The sequence below is a fragment of the Brevundimonas sp. C43 genome (genome assembly GCF_030732185.1).
In the GTDB taxonomy this organism is placed as follows: domain Bacteria; phylum Pseudomonadota; class Alphaproteobacteria; order Caulobacterales; family Caulobacteraceae; genus Brevundimonas; species Brevundimonas diminuta_C.
This window is the reverse complement of record NZ_CP132231.1, coordinates 748,828-765,898: the sequence shown is the minus strand read 5'-3', so window position 1 is coordinate 765,898 and position 17,071 is coordinate 748,828. Positions and strand designations below refer to the sequence as shown.

The window sequence follows — 17,071 nt, the reverse complement described above, 5'->3', positions numbered from 1 at the left end:
CGCCGAAGCCGCACCAAGACGGCAAGGCCCGAGAAACACCAGGAGAGTATCCCCATGGTCATCGAGACCGACGCCGCCCACACCTCCGGAGGGCTCGCCAAGCCCGCCAGGTCGCTGAAGGGTCCGCTGGCCTTCGCCATCGCCTGCTTCCTGATCTGGGGCCTAGCCTACGGCCTGCTGGACGTGCTGAACAAGCACTTCCAGGAGACGCTGAGCATCAGCCAGGCTGACAGCGCCTGGCTGCAGATCGCCTATTTCGGGGCGTATCTGCTGCTGTCGATTCCGGCAGGCATGCTGCTGCATGCGCGGGGCTACAAGTTCGGGATCGTGTCGGGCCTGGCGGTCACCGCCGTCGGCGCCTTGCTGTTCATCCCGGCGGCGGGCGCGGGCGCCTTCCTGCCCTTCGTCGGCTCGATGTTCGTCCTCGCCGCCGGCCTCTGCATCCTTGAGACCAGCGCCGACACCTACGTCAACGTCCTGGGCGATCCGGCCAAGGCCTCACAGCGGCTGAACCTGGCCCAGTCTTTCAATGCGCTTGGCGTTTTCTTCGGCCCTCTGATCGGTGGCGCGGTCTTTTTCAGCCCGACGACGACCGAAGCCCTGGGCGGCGCGACCCGTTCGATCCAGATCGTGTATGGGCTGATCGCCGTCGGCGTTGTCCTGTTCGCGCTCGCGGTCTGGCGCGCCCGCCTGCCCGAGACCGGTCTGTCGGACCACGGCGGCGCGGTGGAGGGCGACGCCCCTGCCCGGCCCCTGTCGAAGCAGCCGCACTTCATCGCCGGCGCGATTACCCAGGCGCTCTACATCGGCGCCCAGGTCGGCATCGGCGCCTATTTCATCAATCTGGTGACCCACAACTGGCAGGGCCTGACCAGCCAGCAGGGCGCCTTCATGCTGTCGCTCGCGGCCATCGGCTATCTGGTCGGGCGCTTCTTCGCCACCGCCCTGCTGCTGAAGATCAAGCCACGCGTGCTTCTGACGGCCTATGGCGTCATCAATGTCGTGCTGACGCTGATTGTCGCCGCCGGCGTCGACAAGGTCTCGCCCATCGCCCTGCTGGCCGTCTTCTTCTTCATGTCCACCATGTTCGCGACCATCTTCGCCCTGGGCACCGCCGGCCTGGGCGCCGGCACCAAAAAGGCCTCGTCCCTCATGGTCATGGCCATTGGCGGGGGGGTTCTGCTGCCTTGGCCGATGGGCCGGATCGCCGATCTCTACGGCGCCAATGTCGCCTTCCTCCTGCCCGCCGCCTGCTTCGCCGTCGTCGCCTGGTACGGCTGGAAAGGTGCGGGACTGGGGCTGAAGGCGGAGGCGAAGTGATGCGTCTTCGCACCGCCCTCCTCGCCTTCACGCTGTTGGCCGGTTCCACGACCGCCTGCGCCCAAACGGTCGCGCCCACCGCCGCCTTGGCGCCGGCGGCGTCTCCGATCGACCGCCACGCCCTGGTCACGCGCCACAACGTGACCCTGACCGCCATCGATCGCCATGCGCCCATCATGCTGGGCAACGGTAATTTGGGCTTCACCGCCGACATTACCGGGCTTCAAACCTTCCCGGAGCAGTATTCGGAATTGGCGCCTCTGCTGACCATGGCCCAATGGGCCTGGCACAGCTTTCCTAACCCGCACGGCTATACTGAACAGGACGGCCTGATCGATGTTCCCGTGCCGGGCCGGGGTGAACAGCCCTACGCCTGGATGAAGTCGTGGTCCGTGGCCGAGACGCAACCCGCCTACACCTGGCTGCGCGCCAATCCGCACCGGTTCTCGCTGAGTCGGATCGGCCTGAGCTTCGCCGACGGCAAAGCGCTGGAATTCGCCAAGATCGCCGACACGCAACAAACGCTGGACCTGTGGTCCGGCGCCCTTACCAGCCGCTTCACATACGACGGCCAGCCGGTCGAAATCGTGACCCGCGTCCACCCGACGGTGGACATGCTCATGGTCGAGATTGCCTCGCCTCTCGTTTCATCTCAGGGCCTCGGCGTCCAGGTCCGCTATCCGGGCGTGAACCCCGCCATCAATCCCGACCCGACGATGTTCCAGAGCGATGGCGACCAGAGCCTGAATATCGTCGCCTCCGACACAGGTGACGTCCACATTCGCCGCACCCTGGACGACACCACCTATTATTCTGGCATCACCGCATCCGGTAAGATCGAACAAAGCGGCCCCGACGCCTTCCGCGTGGCCGCTGCTGGTCGCGACCGGCTGACCCTCATGGTCCGCTTCGATCAGCAAGAGCCCGTTGAGAAGACGCCTGCTTACTCCGCCAGCGTCCAGGCAACGACTGCACACTGGAACAGTTTCTGGACCCAGGGCGGCGCCGTTGATTTCACGGGCTCTACCGATCCGCGAGCGGCAGAACTGGAACGTCGCGTCGTCCTGTCGCAGTACCTGTCGGCGGTGAACGGCGCCGGCGAACTGCCGCCCCAGGAAGAGGGTCTTTTCTCCAACAGCTGGTACGGCAAGTTCCACCTGGAAATGCACCCCTGGCACGCCGGCTGGCAGGCCATGTGGGGCCATCCCGACATGCTTGAACGCAGTCTGCCCTGGTACGTCGGCAATCTGGACAACGCGCGCGCCGAGGCCGCCCGTCACCACGTCAAGGGCGCCTGGTGGCCCAAGATGGTCGGGCCCGAGGGTCGCAATAGCCCCAGCCTGGTCTCGCCCTTCATCATGTGGCAGCAGCCGCATCCGATCCTTTTGGCCGAACTGGTCTGGCGCGCCGACAAGGATCCGGCCGTGCTCGACCGATACGGCGAGGTGGTCGAGGCGACCGCCGACCTGTTGGCCACCTGGCCCATCGAACGCGACGGCCAGTTGAACCTAGGCACGCCGATGATCCCGGCGCAGGAAAACTATGATCCTCTGACCACGGTGAACCCGACGTTTGAAGTCGAGTATTTCCGCTGGGCCCTCGAAACCGCGCAACAGTGGCGCGAACGCAAGGGTCAGGCCCGCCGCATCGACTGGGATCAGGCCCTGGCCAAGATCGCGCCGCCGCCAATGAGGGACGGCCTGTATCTGCCTGTCGAGAGCGTGCCGGACTTCTGGGAGACGGCCATGTCCGAAGCCTGTCGCCGACACGCAGCGGCGGCTCAGTGCAAGAACCGCGACCATCCCTCCTTCCTGATGGCCTATGGCTTCATTCCCGGCGCGCGGATCGATCCCACCACCATGCGCCGCACGTTTGAAGCGGTTGAGCAGAACTGGGACGTCCGCCAGACCTGGGGTTGGGATTTCCCAATGATGGCGATGACGGCCGCTCGCCTTGGCGAACCGGACAAGGCGGTGAACTGGCTGTTCGCCGACCTGAAGAACAATCAGTGGGGCGTAACCGGGATGACCCCGCGCGTTCACCTGGACGAACACGCCGACGAACTGGTGCCCGTCTCGGCCGGCGCCGGCGGCGTGACGATGGCGGTCAATCCCGACGGTCCCGGCTATCGCCGCGCGGCCGAGACCTATTTCCCGTCCAACGGGTCGCTGCTGATGGCCGTGGGTCTGATGGCAGCAGGTTGGGACGGGTCCAGCGGCCATGCGCCCGGTTTCCCAAAGGAAGGCTGGACCGTCCGCGTCGAAGGCCTGACCCCCGCGCCCTAATCCATAAAAACCCGAGAGGACCGCCCCAATGACGACCTCGAGACGCACCGCCCTGAAGGCCCTGCTCAGCGCCCCAGCCGTCGGCGCCTTCGCCACGACGACCGCTCAGGGGCAGGCCACACCGGCCGTCCTACCGGCGCCGGGACAGACCCCCGCCTGGCCCGCGCCCAACACTGCCCCGCCCTCGACTCAAGAGACGCCGGTCGAGCGGCCGCGCTGGGACGGCCCCGTGCCGACCGAGTGGGTCGATCCCAAGACCGGCCATCGCATCCGCCGCGTCTCGCCCGATGGCGGGGGCGGAAAGCCCTATTTCTACAAGAACATGTTCTTGCCCAAGAAGGTTGGGGCGCCCGACCTGATGGTCATCTCGACGCCTCAGGGCATCTCGACCGTCAATCTGGCGACCTGGGCCGTCGATATTCTGGTCCCCGACCATGACGCCGACCTGATGTTCACGGGCCGCAAGGGGCGCAACGTCTATTATTCGGTGACCGCGCCTGGCGAAGGCCAGTTGATGGACCGCGCCAAGACCCTGTTCGTCATCGACGTCGACACCAAGCAGCGTCGCGAGATCGGCCGGATTTCGAACGGCCAGATCAACTCGGTCAATGCGGATGAGACCCTGCTGCTGGGCTTCGTGGCCTTTGACAGCCAACCGCTCCAGCCGACCGTGCCCGATCCGCGCAACCGCCGCTTCGATCAGGCCGAATACGAAGCTGATGGGCCGGACGGAAAGCCGTTGAACTTCGCCCGCGCCAAGGGCGTCCGGATGCTTCAACGCTGGGCCGCGCGCTATCCGATGGAGATCTTCGTCATCGACCTGACGACGGGCGAGCGACGCGTGATCCACAAGACCAACGAATGGATCGGCCACACGCAGTTCTCCCCTACCGATCCCCAGCAGATCATCTTTTGCCATGAAGGCCCCTGGCACCGCGTGGATCGAATGTGGGCTATCCGCGCAGATGGCACTGGCCTGAGAAAAACCCATCAGCGGACGATGAACTTCGAGATCTTCGGCCACGAATGGTTCAGCCCGGACGGCAAACAGGTGCTCTATGACCTGCAAACCCCGCGCGGCCAGGTCTTCTGGGTCGCCTCGGTCGATCTGGAAACGGGCCGCCGGGTCTATCGTCGGGTCGAGCAGAACGACTGGTCGGTCCATTACAACGTCTCACCGGACGGCCGTCTGTTCGCTGGCGACGGCGGCGACGGCGACATGGTCGCTCATGCGCCCGACGGTAAATGGCTGGTCCTGCTGCGCCCCGAACCGATCGTCGATGAAGATCCGTCCAGCGACAAGGACAACCAGATCTTCGTCGAATATCTGCGCTCTGAGCGGCTCGTGGATCTGTCCAACCACGACTACCGGCTTGAGCCGAATCTGACTTTCACGCCGGACGCAAAATGGATCGTCTTCGTGTCGAACATGCACGGCGCCAACCACGTCTATGCTGTCGAAATCGACCGTGGTGCTTAGAAACATCGCCAATCGCTCGAACCCTAACGCCTGCGATGTCGAGGATTTACCGACGTAATCAGCGGAATCTCTCGGCCCTGACATCACCTTGTTGCAAAATGCGGGAAGCTGTTGCAATAAGCGACACGTCGCCAATCCGAATATACGCGACAGCATGCCACAAAATGACACCGGTGCCAGATGGACGCCGGGATGGGGAGAGAACGAATGCGACGGATCAACACCCGGACTCTGTGCGCGGTTGGCGTATCCCTGGCGGCCCTGATGGGTGCGTCGGCGGCTGCGGCTCAGGCGGTTCCTGCCTCAGAACCCATCACGCAAGACGCCGCCCAAGATGCAACCGTGGTCGATGAAATCGTCGTCACCGGCTTCCGGTCCAGCCTGCAACAGGCGCTGAACATCAAGCGCCGCGAAGCCGGAGCGGTGGACGCCATCCTGGCTGAAGACATGGCCGACTTCCCCGATCAGAACTTGGCCGAAGCGATCCAGCGCCTGCCCGGCGTGACCATCGACCGCGTCAACGGCCAAGGCACCACCATCTCAGTGCGTGGTTTGGGTTCCGATTTCACCCGCACCCGCATCAACGGCCTGGAAGCCCAGGCTGCGTCTGGCGGCAACCGCAACCGCAGCTTCGACTTCTCGATGTTCGCGTCCGAATTGTTCAACAGCATCAAGGTTCGCAAGACGCAATCGGCCGAGATCGAGGAGGGCTCGCTGGGCGCCACGGTCGATCTGCAAACGGGTCGCCCCTTGGACTTCGGCGGCAGCGGCCTGAACTCCGCCCTGTCTGTACAGGGTTCGTACAATGATCTGTCTGAGAAGACGGTGCCGCGGCTCGCGGGTCTGCTCAGCTGGTCGAACGAGGACCGAACTTTCGGCGCCTTGGTGTCAATTGCCTATTCCGAGCGGTCGCCAATCCTGGGCAGCTTCAACACGACGCGTTGGCAGAAGGGCGACCCGTCAAACGTCAACGCCGCCGGCAATCCCTATGGGCGCGGCCAGAACTTCGGCGGCTGCATTCCCTGCACCACGACAGCGCAACGTGACGCCGTCCTGAACGCCTTCTATCCCCGCATCCCGCGTTACACCTTGGGTAATACTCAGGAAGACCGCCTAGGCATGACGGGCGCGCTGCAATGGCGGCCAAGCGACCGCACCGAGGCGGTGCTGGACGTCCTGTGGTCGCGCTTTAACTCGGAACTGGAAAGCCCCAACATCGAAGCTTGGTCGTTCAGTCGCGCCAACGTCAACAGCGTCGTCGTGCGCGATTATGCGATCGACGCTGACAAGAACATCCTGTCCTACGGCGTCTTCGACAACATGCTGGTGCGCGCCGAAAACGGCTTCACCCGCAACGAAAGCAACTTCTACCAAGCCTCTTTGAACGTCCGCCACGATTTCAGCGACCGCTTGCATGGCAATCTGAAGGTCGGCGCCAACCGATCCGAAGCCCGCACGCCGCTCAATGTCGCCTATGCCTTCGAGGCCGCGGGTGTAAACGGCTATACGTTCGACTTCCGCGAGGATGATCGCCGGCCGCGCATCAACTACGGCTTTGACGTCACTTCGGGCCAGCGCTTTACCCTGGTCAATGCGACGCGCAGCAACGCCGGCGGCAACTTTGACAATAAGGTCGGCGCCGGCTCCTTGGCCTACGACTGGTCCGACTCCCTGACCATCAAGATCGGCGGCGAGTATCGCACCTATGGGTTCGAGACCTTCGGCCTGACGCGGACCAAAACGTCTCCGACCGGCGCCGATCGGCTTACCGGGGTCGACAGCATCGGACGCGTCGTCAGCATCGGGGACGGTGTAAGCGCCGGCGCAGGTTCGGACCTCAGCTTCATCGTTCCCGACATTTCCAAGATTGCTGACTTCCTCAGCTTCTATGACGATCCCCTTGTCCCTAATCGCAGCGAACGTGAGGTGGACGAAACGGATAAGGGCGTCTTCTTCCAGGCCGACTTCAATACGACTGTCGGAGGTATGGTCCTGCGCGGCAATGCGGGCATCCGCTATGCCCAGACCGAGGTCACGGCCAAAGGCTGGCAAACCATCGCAGTGGGGACGCCGCCGGTCACGACCTATGACTATGTCACGACCGACAACGACTATGACGACGTCTTGCCGTCCTTCAATCTGGCGCTGGAGCCGCGTGACGACGTCGTGATTCGCCTGGGCGCCGCCAAGGTGATGTCGCGTCCGACTCTCGGCGATCTGACCCCGGGCGGCAGCGTCTCACCGACAACCCGCACCGTCTCCTACGGAAACCCGCTTCTCGATCCGTTCCGCGCCACCAACTACGATTTCTCCGTCGAGTGGTATTTCCAGACTGAGGGCCTTTTGGCCGCCGCCGTCTTCTACAAGGACATCGACAGCTTCATCACATCCGAAACCGTCGGCATCCCCTACAACCAGCTGGGCCTGCCCAACGAACTGCTTCAGGGCGCTGCAAGCCCGACCGACATCTTCCAGGTCACGCGCCGCCTGAACGGCGAAGGCGGCGCGCTGAAGGGGATCGAAATCCAATATCAGCAACCCTTCACCTTCCTGCCCGGTCTTTGGTCCAACTTCGGCTTCACCGGGAATGTCACCTGGGTTGATTCCGAGGTCAGCTACGGCACGGCCGGCAAAAACCGTCTGACAGGCCAGTCGAAGAACACCGCCAACGCGACCCTGTACTACGAGGACGGCCCATTCCAGGCCCGCGTCTCGGTCGCACACCGCAGCCAGTATCTGCTGTCCTTCCCTGGCGCGAACGGCAACTCCGAAGAAGGGGTCAACGACACCACCAATGTCGATGCCTCGATGTCCTACGAGTTCACGCCGAACCTGACCTTCTCGCTCGAAGGCATCAATCTGACCGACGCCTACACCGACCGTTATGTCGACGTGACCAACCGCGTGTCCGACTACCGTCACACCGGCCGAGAGATCGCCGTGGGATTGCGCTGGAAGTATTGAGCTTCCCTCCCTGACGCCTCCAGCGCGACAAACTAAAGGCCCGGAGCGAACAGCTCCGGGCCTTCTTTTTAGCCAGGCAAAAAGCGGCGATTGAGGTTTTCGGATCCCTCGCCGCCTCTACAAAAACGCTCCGACCTGCCAGGGCACGAACTCGTTGTCGCCGATGCCGAGGGCTTCGGATTTGGATGGCTCGCCTGAGGCCACATCGAGCATTTTCTGGAAGATGACCTCGCCGACCCCGGCCAGGCTGGTCCCGGTCAGGATGGGCGAGGCGTCGATGTCCATGTCCTCGTCCATCCAGTTCGCCAGTTTGGCGTTGGAGGCGACCTTGATCGACGGGGCGGGCTTGGCGCCGAAGACCGAGCCCCGGCCGGTGGTGAAGACGATCAGAGTGGCGCCCGAGGCGATCTGGCCCGTGGCCGAGCACGGGTCGTAACCGGGGCTGTCCATGAAGCTGAGGCCCTTGGTCGTCAGCGGTTCGGCATAACCGATCACTTCGTTCAGCGGGCTCGAGCCGGACTTGGCCACCGCACCCAGCGACTTCTCCAGAATGGTCGTCAAACCGCCCTTCAGATTGCCCGGCGACGGATTGTTGTTCAGCTCCATCTGATGGCGATCCGCATAGTCGCGCCACCATTCCAGGCGCGCGTTTAGTTTGTCCGCCACATCCTGCGACGCCGCACGCCGCAGGAGCAGATGTTCGGCGCCCCATATCTCGGGTGTCTCGGACAGCATGGCTGATCCGCCGTGCGCGACCAGCATATCGACAGCCGCGCCCAAGGCCGGATTGGCGGTGACGCCGGACCAGCCGTCCGAACCGCCGCATTGCAGACCGACAGTCAAGTGAGATGCGGAAACAGGTTGGCGCTGGACCTTTGCGGCCTCCACAACCAGCTCGCGCACCACCTTAATCCCGGCCTCGATAGCACGGGCCGTGCCGCCGACCTCCTGGATCGTCAGGGCGTGCAGACGCGGGCTGGATTGCAGGCCCTCATTGGCGAGGCAGGCGGGAATCTGATTGGCCTCACAGCCCAGACCCACGATCAGGATGGCATGAAAGTTCGGATGCTTGGCATAGCCCGCTAAAGTCCGCTGCAGCAGCGTCACGTCGCTGCTGAGTGACGAGCCGCCGCAACCTCCCTGATGGGTGAATGCGACTACGCCATCGACGCCCGCAGGCAGACTGGAGTCCGGGAAGGCGTCGGCGATGCGGCGCGCCACAGTGGCCGAACAGTTCACGCTGGTCAGGACGCCGATGTAGTTGCGCGTGCCGACTCGACCGTCCGGGCGAACGATGCCGTTGAACGTCGCGCCAGACAACGGCGCCGGCGGACGCAAGTCGGCCCCAACCTCAGCTTCACGCCCATCCTCGGCCATGGCCAGATTATGAACGTGGACGTGATCGCCGGCCGCGATGGCGACCTTCGCGCGCCCAATCACCTGACCGTAGCGGCGGACCAGACCGCCCTCCTCCACCGCATGACGGGCGATCTTGTGGCCGGTGGGGATGTCGGCGCGCGCCGGCGCGTTCAGAGCATCGGGCGTATCGCCGCTGGCGATGTCGTCCAGGGCGATGGCGACGTCGTCGGCGGGGTTCAGGATCAGGACGCGAGACATAGATTCACTCCCCGACCAGACGCGCGGCCTCGACGGCGCCGTTCTGGCTGAGCGACAGATAGGCGGACGTGACCGCTGCGGCGAACCGGTCGTCAGCGGCCAGCGCGGGCGGGAAGACGGCGGACAGGCTCAGCAAGGCCGAAACGCGCGCCTGATCAGTGTGGGCGTCGGCCAATAGTTCGCAGGTCTTGCCCGCCAGAGGATCGTCGACGACGATCGTCTCGCCCGTTTCGGTCACGCCCAACTGCCACTTCATCCAGGCGGCGACGCCCAAGGCCATGGCATCGATACCCTGCCTCGCCGCCAGACGTTCGGCGGCCCCGGCCAGCAGTCGCTGAGGCAACTTTTGCGAGCCGTCCATGGCGATCTGGCGGGTGCGATGCATCAGGGCCGCATTGGAGAACCGTCCCATCAGCGCCTCGCGATAGGCGGGGATGTCCAGACCCGGCGGCGGTTTCAGCGTCGTTTCGGCCTCGTCCCACAGAGCCTCGACATAGGCGCGGAAGCCGGGAACGGCCACGACTTCGTGGACATACTCATAACCCGACAAAGCGCCCATATAGGCGATGGCCGAGTGTGCGCCGTTCAGAAGGCGCAGCTTGGCGTCCTCCCAAGGCTCGACCGCGTCGGTCACTTGCACGCCGAGGGCGGCGAAGTCCGGCCGCTCGCCGGCGAACCAGTCCTCGATCACCCACTGGGTGAAGGGTTCGGCCTTGACCATGCCCCGGTCCTCGACTCCGAGACGCGCGGTTAGGCGGACGATGTCGTCGGAGGTGGTCGCCGGGACAATCCGATCGATCATCGTCGGGGGGAAGGCGCCCTCGGCCTCGATCCAGTCCGCCAGCGACGGATCGATCCGGCGCGCCATGGCGATGACCCCGGCACGGATCCGCTTGCCATTATGGGGAAGGTTGTCGCAACTGATGACGGTGAAGGGCTTTAGCCCCGCCGCCTTGCGGGCCTGAAGCGCGGCGACGATGAAGCCCGGCGCCGTGCGGGGCGAGGCGATGTCGGCCAGGTCCGCCGCCACATCGGCGTCGTCCAGCAGCAGGTCACCGGTCGCCGGGTCGAGGCGATAGCCCTTCTCGGTCACGGTCAGGGTGATGATGTGGACATCGGCGGCGGCCATGGCGGCGACCAAGGCGGCGGGGTCATCCGGCCCGACCATCACGCCCGCACAGGCGCCGATCACCCGCAGATGCTCGTCCGATCCGTCACGCACGACCAAGGTGTACAGCCCGTCCTGCGGATTCAGCTGATCGCGCACGCCGGGCGACCGGAGCGAGGCGCCCAGCACGCCCCAGCGCTGATCGCCTCGCCTGATCGCATCATCAAACACGACCGCCTGGTGGGCGCGGTGGAAGGCGCCGATGCCCAGATGGACGACACCCGTCTTCACCTGGGCGCGGTCGTAGCCGGGGACGGCGACGTCGGCGGGCAGCCCCTTCAGGGCGGCTGGATTCAGTCTGCTCACAGCTTGTAGGCCGCCTTGACCAGGCCATAGGTCAGGGCGTGGGCCAGTTCGTGGGCCTCGTCCTCCTCCATCCGGTGCTCGACGACCAGCTTCGCCAGGAAGCCGCAGTCCATACGCCGCGCCACGTCGTGGCGGGCGGGTATGGACAGGAAGGCGCGGGTGTCGTCGTTGAAACCGACGGTGTTGTAGAAGCCGGCCGTTTCGGTGACCTGTTCGCGGAAGCGACGCATCCCCTCTGGACTGTCGTGGAACCACCAGCTGGGCCCCAGTTTCAGCGCCGGATAGTGGCCGGCGAGCGGCGCGAGTTCGCGGCTATATGTGGTCTCGTCCAGGGTGAACAGGATCAAAGACAGACGGCTGTCCGAGCCGAACCGATCCAGCAACGGCTTCAGCGCCCGGACGTAATCGGTCGGGGTCGGGATATCGCAGCCCTTGTCACGGCCGAACCGGTTGAAGACGGTGGCCGAGTGGTTACGGAAGCTGCCGGGGTGAAGCTGCATCACCAGACCATCCTCGACCGACATGGCGGCCATTTCAGTCAGCATCTGGCCGCGGAATAGTTCAGCGTCGGCGGCGCTGGCGGGCGCGGTCGAGACGCGCCGGAACAGGGCTTCGGCTTCGGCCTTGGGTAGATCGGCAGTGAAGGCTGTCGGGTGGCCGTGATCGGTCGAGGTGGCGCCGATTTCGATGAAGAAGGCGCGCCGGTCGCGCAGGGCCTGCAGGTACCCGTCCCAGCTTAGGGTGTCGCGGCCGGTCTGTTCGGCCAGGATTTTCAGATTGTCGCGAAAGCCTTCATAGTCGGGATCCAGAACCGGATCCGGGCGATAGGCGGTCAGCACCCTTCCCTTCCAGCCCGAGGCTGCGATGGTCCTGTGATGCTCCAGCGTGTCGAGCGGGCTCTCGGTCGTGGTCAGGACCTCGATATTGTAGCGATCAAACAGGGCGCGCGGCCTGAAGGCGTCGGTCTTCAGGGCCGCATCGATTACGTCGTAATAGTGGTCGGCCGTCTCGGCCGACAGCCGCACGTCGATGCCGAAGGCCTCGGCATAGACCCAGTCGTGCCACATCCGCGAAGGCGTCCCGCGGAACAGGTGATAGTTCTCGGCGAAGCGCCGCCAGATTTTGCGCGGATCGGTCTCGACCGGCCCGCCATCGGCGCGCGGCACGCCCAGATCCTCCATCGCCATGCCCTGCGAGTGCAGCATGCGGAAGACGTAGTGGTCGGGCGTGATCAGAAGTTCGGCCGGATTGGCGAAGGGTTCGTTCAACGCAAACCAGCGCGGGTCCGTATGACCATGCGGGCTGATGATCGGCAGCCCCTTGATCTCACCATACAGACGACGCGCGATCGCCCGGGTGTCGGCGTCCGCCGGAAACAGGCGATCGGGGTTCAGTTTGAGCGGATGAACCATAGCGTTCCTCATGGCCTCGTGGCGGAGGCTTGGTTCGCCTCTCGATCTTGATCCAACAAACCTACACCATGGGCCGCAAAAAGACACCGGTTACCATAGTCGAACCTCAGCTTGTTTTCGGCGTCAGACGTTGGATTCTCCGCAAGCCTGCGCTGGCGCCTTGCGTCCGGGCGCGAGGCTGGACATAAGGGCCGCTCACCGCCCGTGCGGGCCGGCTTAGCTCAGTTGGTAGAGCGCCAGTTTTGTAAACTGGATGTCGCGGGTTCGATTCCTGCAGCCGGCACCACGCCTTTCGACCATCGGGGACATGGCCGACACAACCAACAAGCTGGGCCACAAGATCGGTGCGCGAGGCGGCAGAACCCGCCAGGCGATCCTCGACGCGACCCAACGCCTGTTGAACGAGCGGCATTACGGGGAAATCCGCGTCGCCGATCTGGCTTCAGCCGCCGGTGTATCGCCTTCAAACTTCTACACCTATTTCAAGACGGTCGAAGAACCTGTTCTGGCGTTGTGCGAGGTCGCCGCGACGGATTTTCAGGGGCTGGCGGCGCATTTCCAGGCCGACTGGCCGGGCGATAAGGCCTTCGTCATCGCGCGCGCCTTCATTCTGGACGTGATGGCCATTTGGCGCAGTCACGGTCAGGTGCTGCGTGTCGAACATATGCTGGCGGACAACGGCGACGCCGCCTTCGTCGAAAGCCGGGTGCGCCGTTTGCGCCGGCTGCACCTGTCCATCGAACGCCGTGTGGCGCAGGCCCACGCCAGCGGCCTGCATCCCAGGGATTACAATCCGCGTCTGGCCTCCTATCAGATCGCCTCGATTGCGGAATCGACGGCGGCCAGTTTCGATCTGTTGCGGCGGGCTGATACGCCCGAAGCCATCCTGGATACGGCGGCCATCATTATCGTGAAGCTGACGACGGGACGCTAGAGCCCCAACGGCCCGTACAACCAGGTCAACCAGATCCCGACGGCCAGGAAGACGCCAAAGGGCAGCTTCTCCGATCCGCTGACGCTGCGCCGGACCACCAAAATACCGAAGACGAGACTGAGCCCGACCGCGCAGGCCCACAGCAGCACGCTGGGCAGGCCCATCCAACCGACCCAGGCCCCTGCTCCTGCGAACAGGAAGGGGTCACCTCCCCCCAATCCCTGGCGTTTTCGGACGAGCTGGTACAGCCAGCCGACCAGCCACAGACCACAAAATCCGACAGCCGCGCCAATCAGATTGGATAAACCGAGGCCCCAATCCAGAATCAGCGCGACCGTGACGCCTGTAGAGATCAAGGGCAGCGTCAGACTGTCCGGCAGCCAGAAGTGTTCACCGTCGACGATGGCGATCAGCAACAGCTGCCAACCCAGAACGGCCGTGGCGGCGATCATGAATGCCGAGGCGGCGCCTGTCGCGCCCCACACCCCGGCCCAGATCCCGACGCCGGCTGACGCCAGTTCGATCAGAGGATAACGCGCCGAAATCCGCGTGTGACATCGCGCGCACCGCCCGCGCAAACCAAGCCAGCTGAAGACCGGCACAAGCTCCCAGGGACGGAGCGTCTGATCGCAGCCTCGGCACCGCGAGCGGGCGACCACGATGTCCTCGTCGCGCGGCAGGCGAACGCTGACGGCGGCGATGAAACTGCCGACGATCAGGCCCAGCCCGCCCATGACGGCGGCGGCGAGTACAGGATTCATCAGGGGTCCAGACGGCGGCGAACCGCTCAGGCTTAACCGCCTCCGAGCGCCACCGCCACATGATAGGTCACCAGCGACGCCAGATAGGCCAGACCGAACATGTAGCCGATCATGATCCAAGTCCATTTCAGCGAGTTGGTCTCGCGCCGTACGACGCCGAGCGTCGCCACGCACTGGGGCGCAAAGATGTACCAGGCCAGGAAGGACAAGGCCGTCGCCAGCGACCAGTGCGACGCCAGGGTCAAGGCCAGAACGCCCGTCGCATTCTCGGCGTCAGCGATGGCGTAGGTCGTGCCAAGCGCCGCTACCGCGACCTCACGCGCCGCCATGCCGGGGATCAGGGCGATCACCATTTGCCAGTTGAAGCCGATGGGCGCGAAGATCGGCTCCAGAGCACGGCCGATCATGCCCGCGAACGAATAGTCGATGGCTGGCAGGGTCGCATTCTCCGGCGGATAGGGGAAGGTCGCCAGCACCCACAAGATGATCACCAACGGCAGGATGATGCGGCCCGCGCGGTTCAGGAAGATCTTGGCCCGGAGCCACAGATTGAAGCCGACACTGCGCAGGTCCGGCGTCTTGTAGGCCGGAAGCTCCATCATGAAGGGCTCGACCGCACCGCGCCAGAACACCTTGCGGATCAGCAGGGACACGATCAGGGCGCTGACGATGCCGGCGGCGTAGAGGCCGAACATCACAAGGCCTTGCAGATTGGCGAAGCCCCAAACCGTCTCGTTCGGAATGAAGGCGGCAATGATCAGCGTATAGACCGGGATGCGCGCCGAGCAGGTCATCAGCGGGGCGACCAGGATGGTGGTCAGGCGATCGCGTCGCGAATCGATCACCCGCGCCGCCATGACGCCGGGAATGGCGCAGGCGAAACTGGACAGCAGCGGGATGAAGGCCCGACCGTGCAGCCCCGCGCCGCCCATGATCTTGTCCATCAGGAAGGCCGCACGGGCCATATAGCCGAAGTCTTCCAACGCGATGATGAACAGGAAGAGGATCAGAATCTGCGGCAGGAACACCAGCACGCTGCCGACGCCGGAAATGATGCCGTCCACGATCAGGCTTTGCAGCAGACCGTCGGGCAGGACGTTGGCGACCAAGCCGCCCAACCAGGCGATGCCGGCCTCGATCCCGTCCATCACGGGTGCGGCCCAGCTGAACACGGCCTGGAACATCACGAACAGCAGGGCGAACAGGATCAGCAGCCCGCCGACCGGATGCAGCAGCACCGAGTCGATTTTGCCGGTAAGGGTGTCGGGCCGTTCAGGCGGCCGGACACAGGCCTTCATGATCCGCTCGGCTTCGCGGGCGGCGGCTCGTAGCTCGGCGGCGTCCGGACTGCGCCATTGGCTTTCGGTCACGGCCGCGACGGCGGCCTGGTCCTCTATGGCGGCGACCAGATCGTCGATGCCGCGCTTGCGCGTGGCCACGGTGGTGATGATCAGCACGCCCAGTTCGGCGCGCAGTCGCTCCAGGTCGATGCGCAGGCCCTGACGCTGGGCGATGTCGTACATGTTCAACGCCAGGACCATGGGCCGGCCGACGGCCTTCAGCTCCAGGATCAGGCGCAGGACCAGGCGAAGATTGGTGGCGTCGGCGACGCAGACCACCACGTCGGGCGGCGTCTCGCCGACCAATCGCCCCAGAACGGCGTCGCGCGTGACCTCCTCGTCCGGGCTACGCGCGCGCAGGGAATAGGTGCCGGGCAGATCAAGCACCGACATCGTGCGGCCCGAGGCGGCGCGGATCAGGCCTTCCTTGCGCTCCACCGTCACGCCGGCGTAGTTGGCGACCTTCTGGTGGGCGCCGGTCAGGGCGTTGAACAGAGCCGTCTTGCCGCTATTGGGATTGCCGACCAGGGCGACGCGAGCGGTCTTCAGCGCAATGTCCATCAGGCGGCGCCCAGCCGGATCGACAGGCTGTCCGCCTCGTGACGACGCAGGGCCACGCGCATGTCGTCCACCTTCATGGCGATCGGGTCGCGTCCGAACAGACCTTCGTGCAGCAGTTCGATCTGCGCGCCTTCGACAAAGCCCAGTTCCAGCAGACGGCGTTCCAACTCGACCGCCTCGCCCTGATGGTGACAATGGGCGCCCACCTGAACGATGACGCCGCGATCGCCGCGTCGGGCCTGGCTCAACTTGATGGTGTCGGTCAATTCTACGCTCGCACGGGCGAGGCCGCTCCCCAACGGCTCCGCGTTTCTTTGACACTGATTATCAGGTGCGAGGGGGCTACGTCCAGCAGGACAGCTTGACCAATTGCCGCGCCGGTGCGTTGCGCTATCACAAGGCAAACAGGAAGCCGCCATGACCCGCCACGCCCTCGTCGCCCCCCTTCTTCTGGCCCCGCTTTTGACCCTGGCCGCCTGTGGTCAGGGTGAGCCGTCCGCAACCACGCCTGCCGCGCCGGTCCACGTGCTGACGGATGTGGAAAAGGCGACACTGCTGGCCTCCCTGCCCGCCCCCTACAATGCGGGCGATCTCGAGAACGGGCGTCGGGCGTTTGCCCGCTGTCGCGCCTGCCACACCATCGGCGAAGGCGGCCCAGACATGGCAGGGCCAAACCTGTACGGCGTGTTCGGCCGCAAGGCGGGAGATCGCCCGCGCTACAACTATTCCAACGCCATGCGCACGGCGACCTTCACCTGGGACGCCGAGAAGCTGGATCACTGGTTGGAAAACCCGCGCACCTTCCTGCCCGGCAACAAGATGACCTTCCCCGGTCTGCCCGACGCCACGGATCGCCGCGACGTCATCGCCTTCCTGAAGGTGGAGACGGGCTACAAGCCGGAGCCTGCGCCCGCCGCCTGATC

At 64.8% G+C, this 17,071-nt stretch carries 12 protein-coding genes and 1 tRNA gene; 7 read left to right on the top strand and 6 right to left on the bottom strand.

The genetic code is table 11. The features are described from left to right. Window positions 1-54 precede the first annotated feature (54 nt). The 4 genes from Q9R14_RS03760 to Q9R14_RS03745 all read left to right on the top strand — a co-directional run bounded on the left by Q9R14_RS03760 (window position 55) and on the right by Q9R14_RS03745 (window position 8,049). Window positions 55-1,320, top strand: coding sequence for a sugar MFS transporter (locus Q9R14_RS03760; RefSeq protein WP_306003551.1), 1,266 nt, complete (start codon window positions 55-57; stop codon window positions 1,318-1,320). Then, window positions 1,320-3,605 carry a hypothetical protein gene (locus Q9R14_RS03755; RefSeq protein WP_306003550.1) on the top strand — a complete coding sequence of 762 codons (2,286 nt, stop codon included), beginning with the start codon at window positions 1,320-1,322 and terminating at the stop codon, window positions 3,603-3,605. The genes Q9R14_RS03760 and Q9R14_RS03755 overlap by 1 nt, the downstream gene beginning before the upstream one ends. Before the next feature lie 28 nt (window positions 3,606-3,633). Continuing rightward, window positions 3,634-5,085 (top strand): oligogalacturonate lyase family protein, encoded by a 1,452-nt coding sequence (locus Q9R14_RS03750; RefSeq protein ID WP_306003549.1) that lies wholly within the window; start codon window positions 3,634-3,636, stop codon window positions 5,083-5,085. Between the two features lie 207 nt (window positions 5,086-5,292). Beyond that, window positions 5,293-8,049 carry a TonB-dependent receptor gene (locus Q9R14_RS03745; protein ID WP_306003548.1) on the top strand — a complete coding sequence of 919 codons (2,757 nt, stop codon included), beginning with the start codon at window positions 5,293-5,295 and terminating at the stop codon, window positions 8,047-8,049. Between the two features lie 117 nt (window positions 8,050-8,166). Here the strand turns inward: Q9R14_RS03745 and Q9R14_RS03740 are convergent, their stop codons facing one another. From Q9R14_RS03740 to uxaC, 3 genes are read right to left on the bottom strand one after another with little or no spacing between them, the layout of a single operon-like run. Beyond that, the gene (locus tag Q9R14_RS03740; protein WP_306003547.1) at window positions 8,167-9,666 is read right to left on the bottom strand and encodes an altronate dehydratase family protein; all 1,500 of its coding nucleotides are present in this window, start codon (window positions 9,664-9,666) and stop codon (window positions 8,167-8,169) included. 4 nt (window positions 9,667-9,670) lie between these two features. Beyond that, a complete protein-coding gene (locus tag Q9R14_RS03735; protein WP_306003546.1) occupies window positions 9,671-11,140 on the bottom strand; it encodes a mannitol dehydrogenase family protein in 1,470 nt (489 codons plus the stop codon). After that, window positions 11,137-12,552 (bottom strand): glucuronate isomerase, encoded by a 1,416-nt coding sequence (gene uxaC, locus Q9R14_RS03730; RefSeq protein WP_306003545.1) that lies wholly within the window; start codon window positions 12,550-12,552, stop codon window positions 11,137-11,139. The genes Q9R14_RS03735 and uxaC overlap by 4 nt, the downstream gene beginning before the upstream one ends. Window positions 12,553-12,762: 210 nt before the next feature. On the opposite strand from uxaC, the gene Q9R14_RS03725 reads away from it, so the two are divergent. Further along, window positions 12,763-12,838, top strand: a tRNA-Thr gene (locus Q9R14_RS03725). 21 nt (window positions 12,839-12,859) lie between these two features. Then, on the top strand, window positions 12,860-13,486 hold the full coding sequence (locus tag Q9R14_RS03720) for a TetR/AcrR family transcriptional regulator (RefSeq protein ID WP_306003544.1): 627 nt from the start codon (window positions 12,860-12,862) through the stop codon (window positions 13,484-13,486). Here the strand turns inward: Q9R14_RS03720 and Q9R14_RS03715 are convergent. The 3 genes from Q9R14_RS03715 to Q9R14_RS03705 are packed head-to-tail and all read right to left on the bottom strand — an operon-like array spanning window position 13,483 to window position 16,414. Next, entirely contained in the window at window positions 13,483-14,247 is a 765-nt protein-coding gene (locus tag Q9R14_RS03715; protein ID WP_306003543.1) for an A24 family peptidase, read from the bottom strand. The two genes, Q9R14_RS03720 and Q9R14_RS03715, sit on opposite strands and share 4 nt — an antisense overlap. A gap of 32 nt (window positions 14,248-14,279) precedes the next feature. After that, window positions 14,280-16,148 (bottom strand): ferrous iron transporter B, encoded by a 1,869-nt coding sequence (locus tag Q9R14_RS03710; RefSeq protein WP_306003542.1) that lies wholly within the window; start codon window positions 16,146-16,148, stop codon window positions 14,280-14,282. Continuing rightward, entirely contained in the window at window positions 16,148-16,414 is a 267-nt protein-coding gene (locus tag Q9R14_RS03705; protein ID WP_306003541.1) for a FeoA domain-containing protein, read from the bottom strand. The genes Q9R14_RS03710 and Q9R14_RS03705 overlap by 1 nt, the downstream gene beginning before the upstream one ends. A 151-nt stretch (window positions 16,415-16,565) precedes the next feature. Between Q9R14_RS03705 and Q9R14_RS03700 the strand changes: the two genes are divergently transcribed. Next, window positions 16,566-17,069: a cytochrome c family protein gene (locus Q9R14_RS03700; RefSeq protein ID WP_242078489.1), complete on the top strand. Its 504-nt coding sequence runs from the start codon at window positions 16,566-16,568 to the stop codon at window positions 17,067-17,069. The last annotated feature ends 2 nt before the right edge of the window (window positions 17,070-17,071 follow it).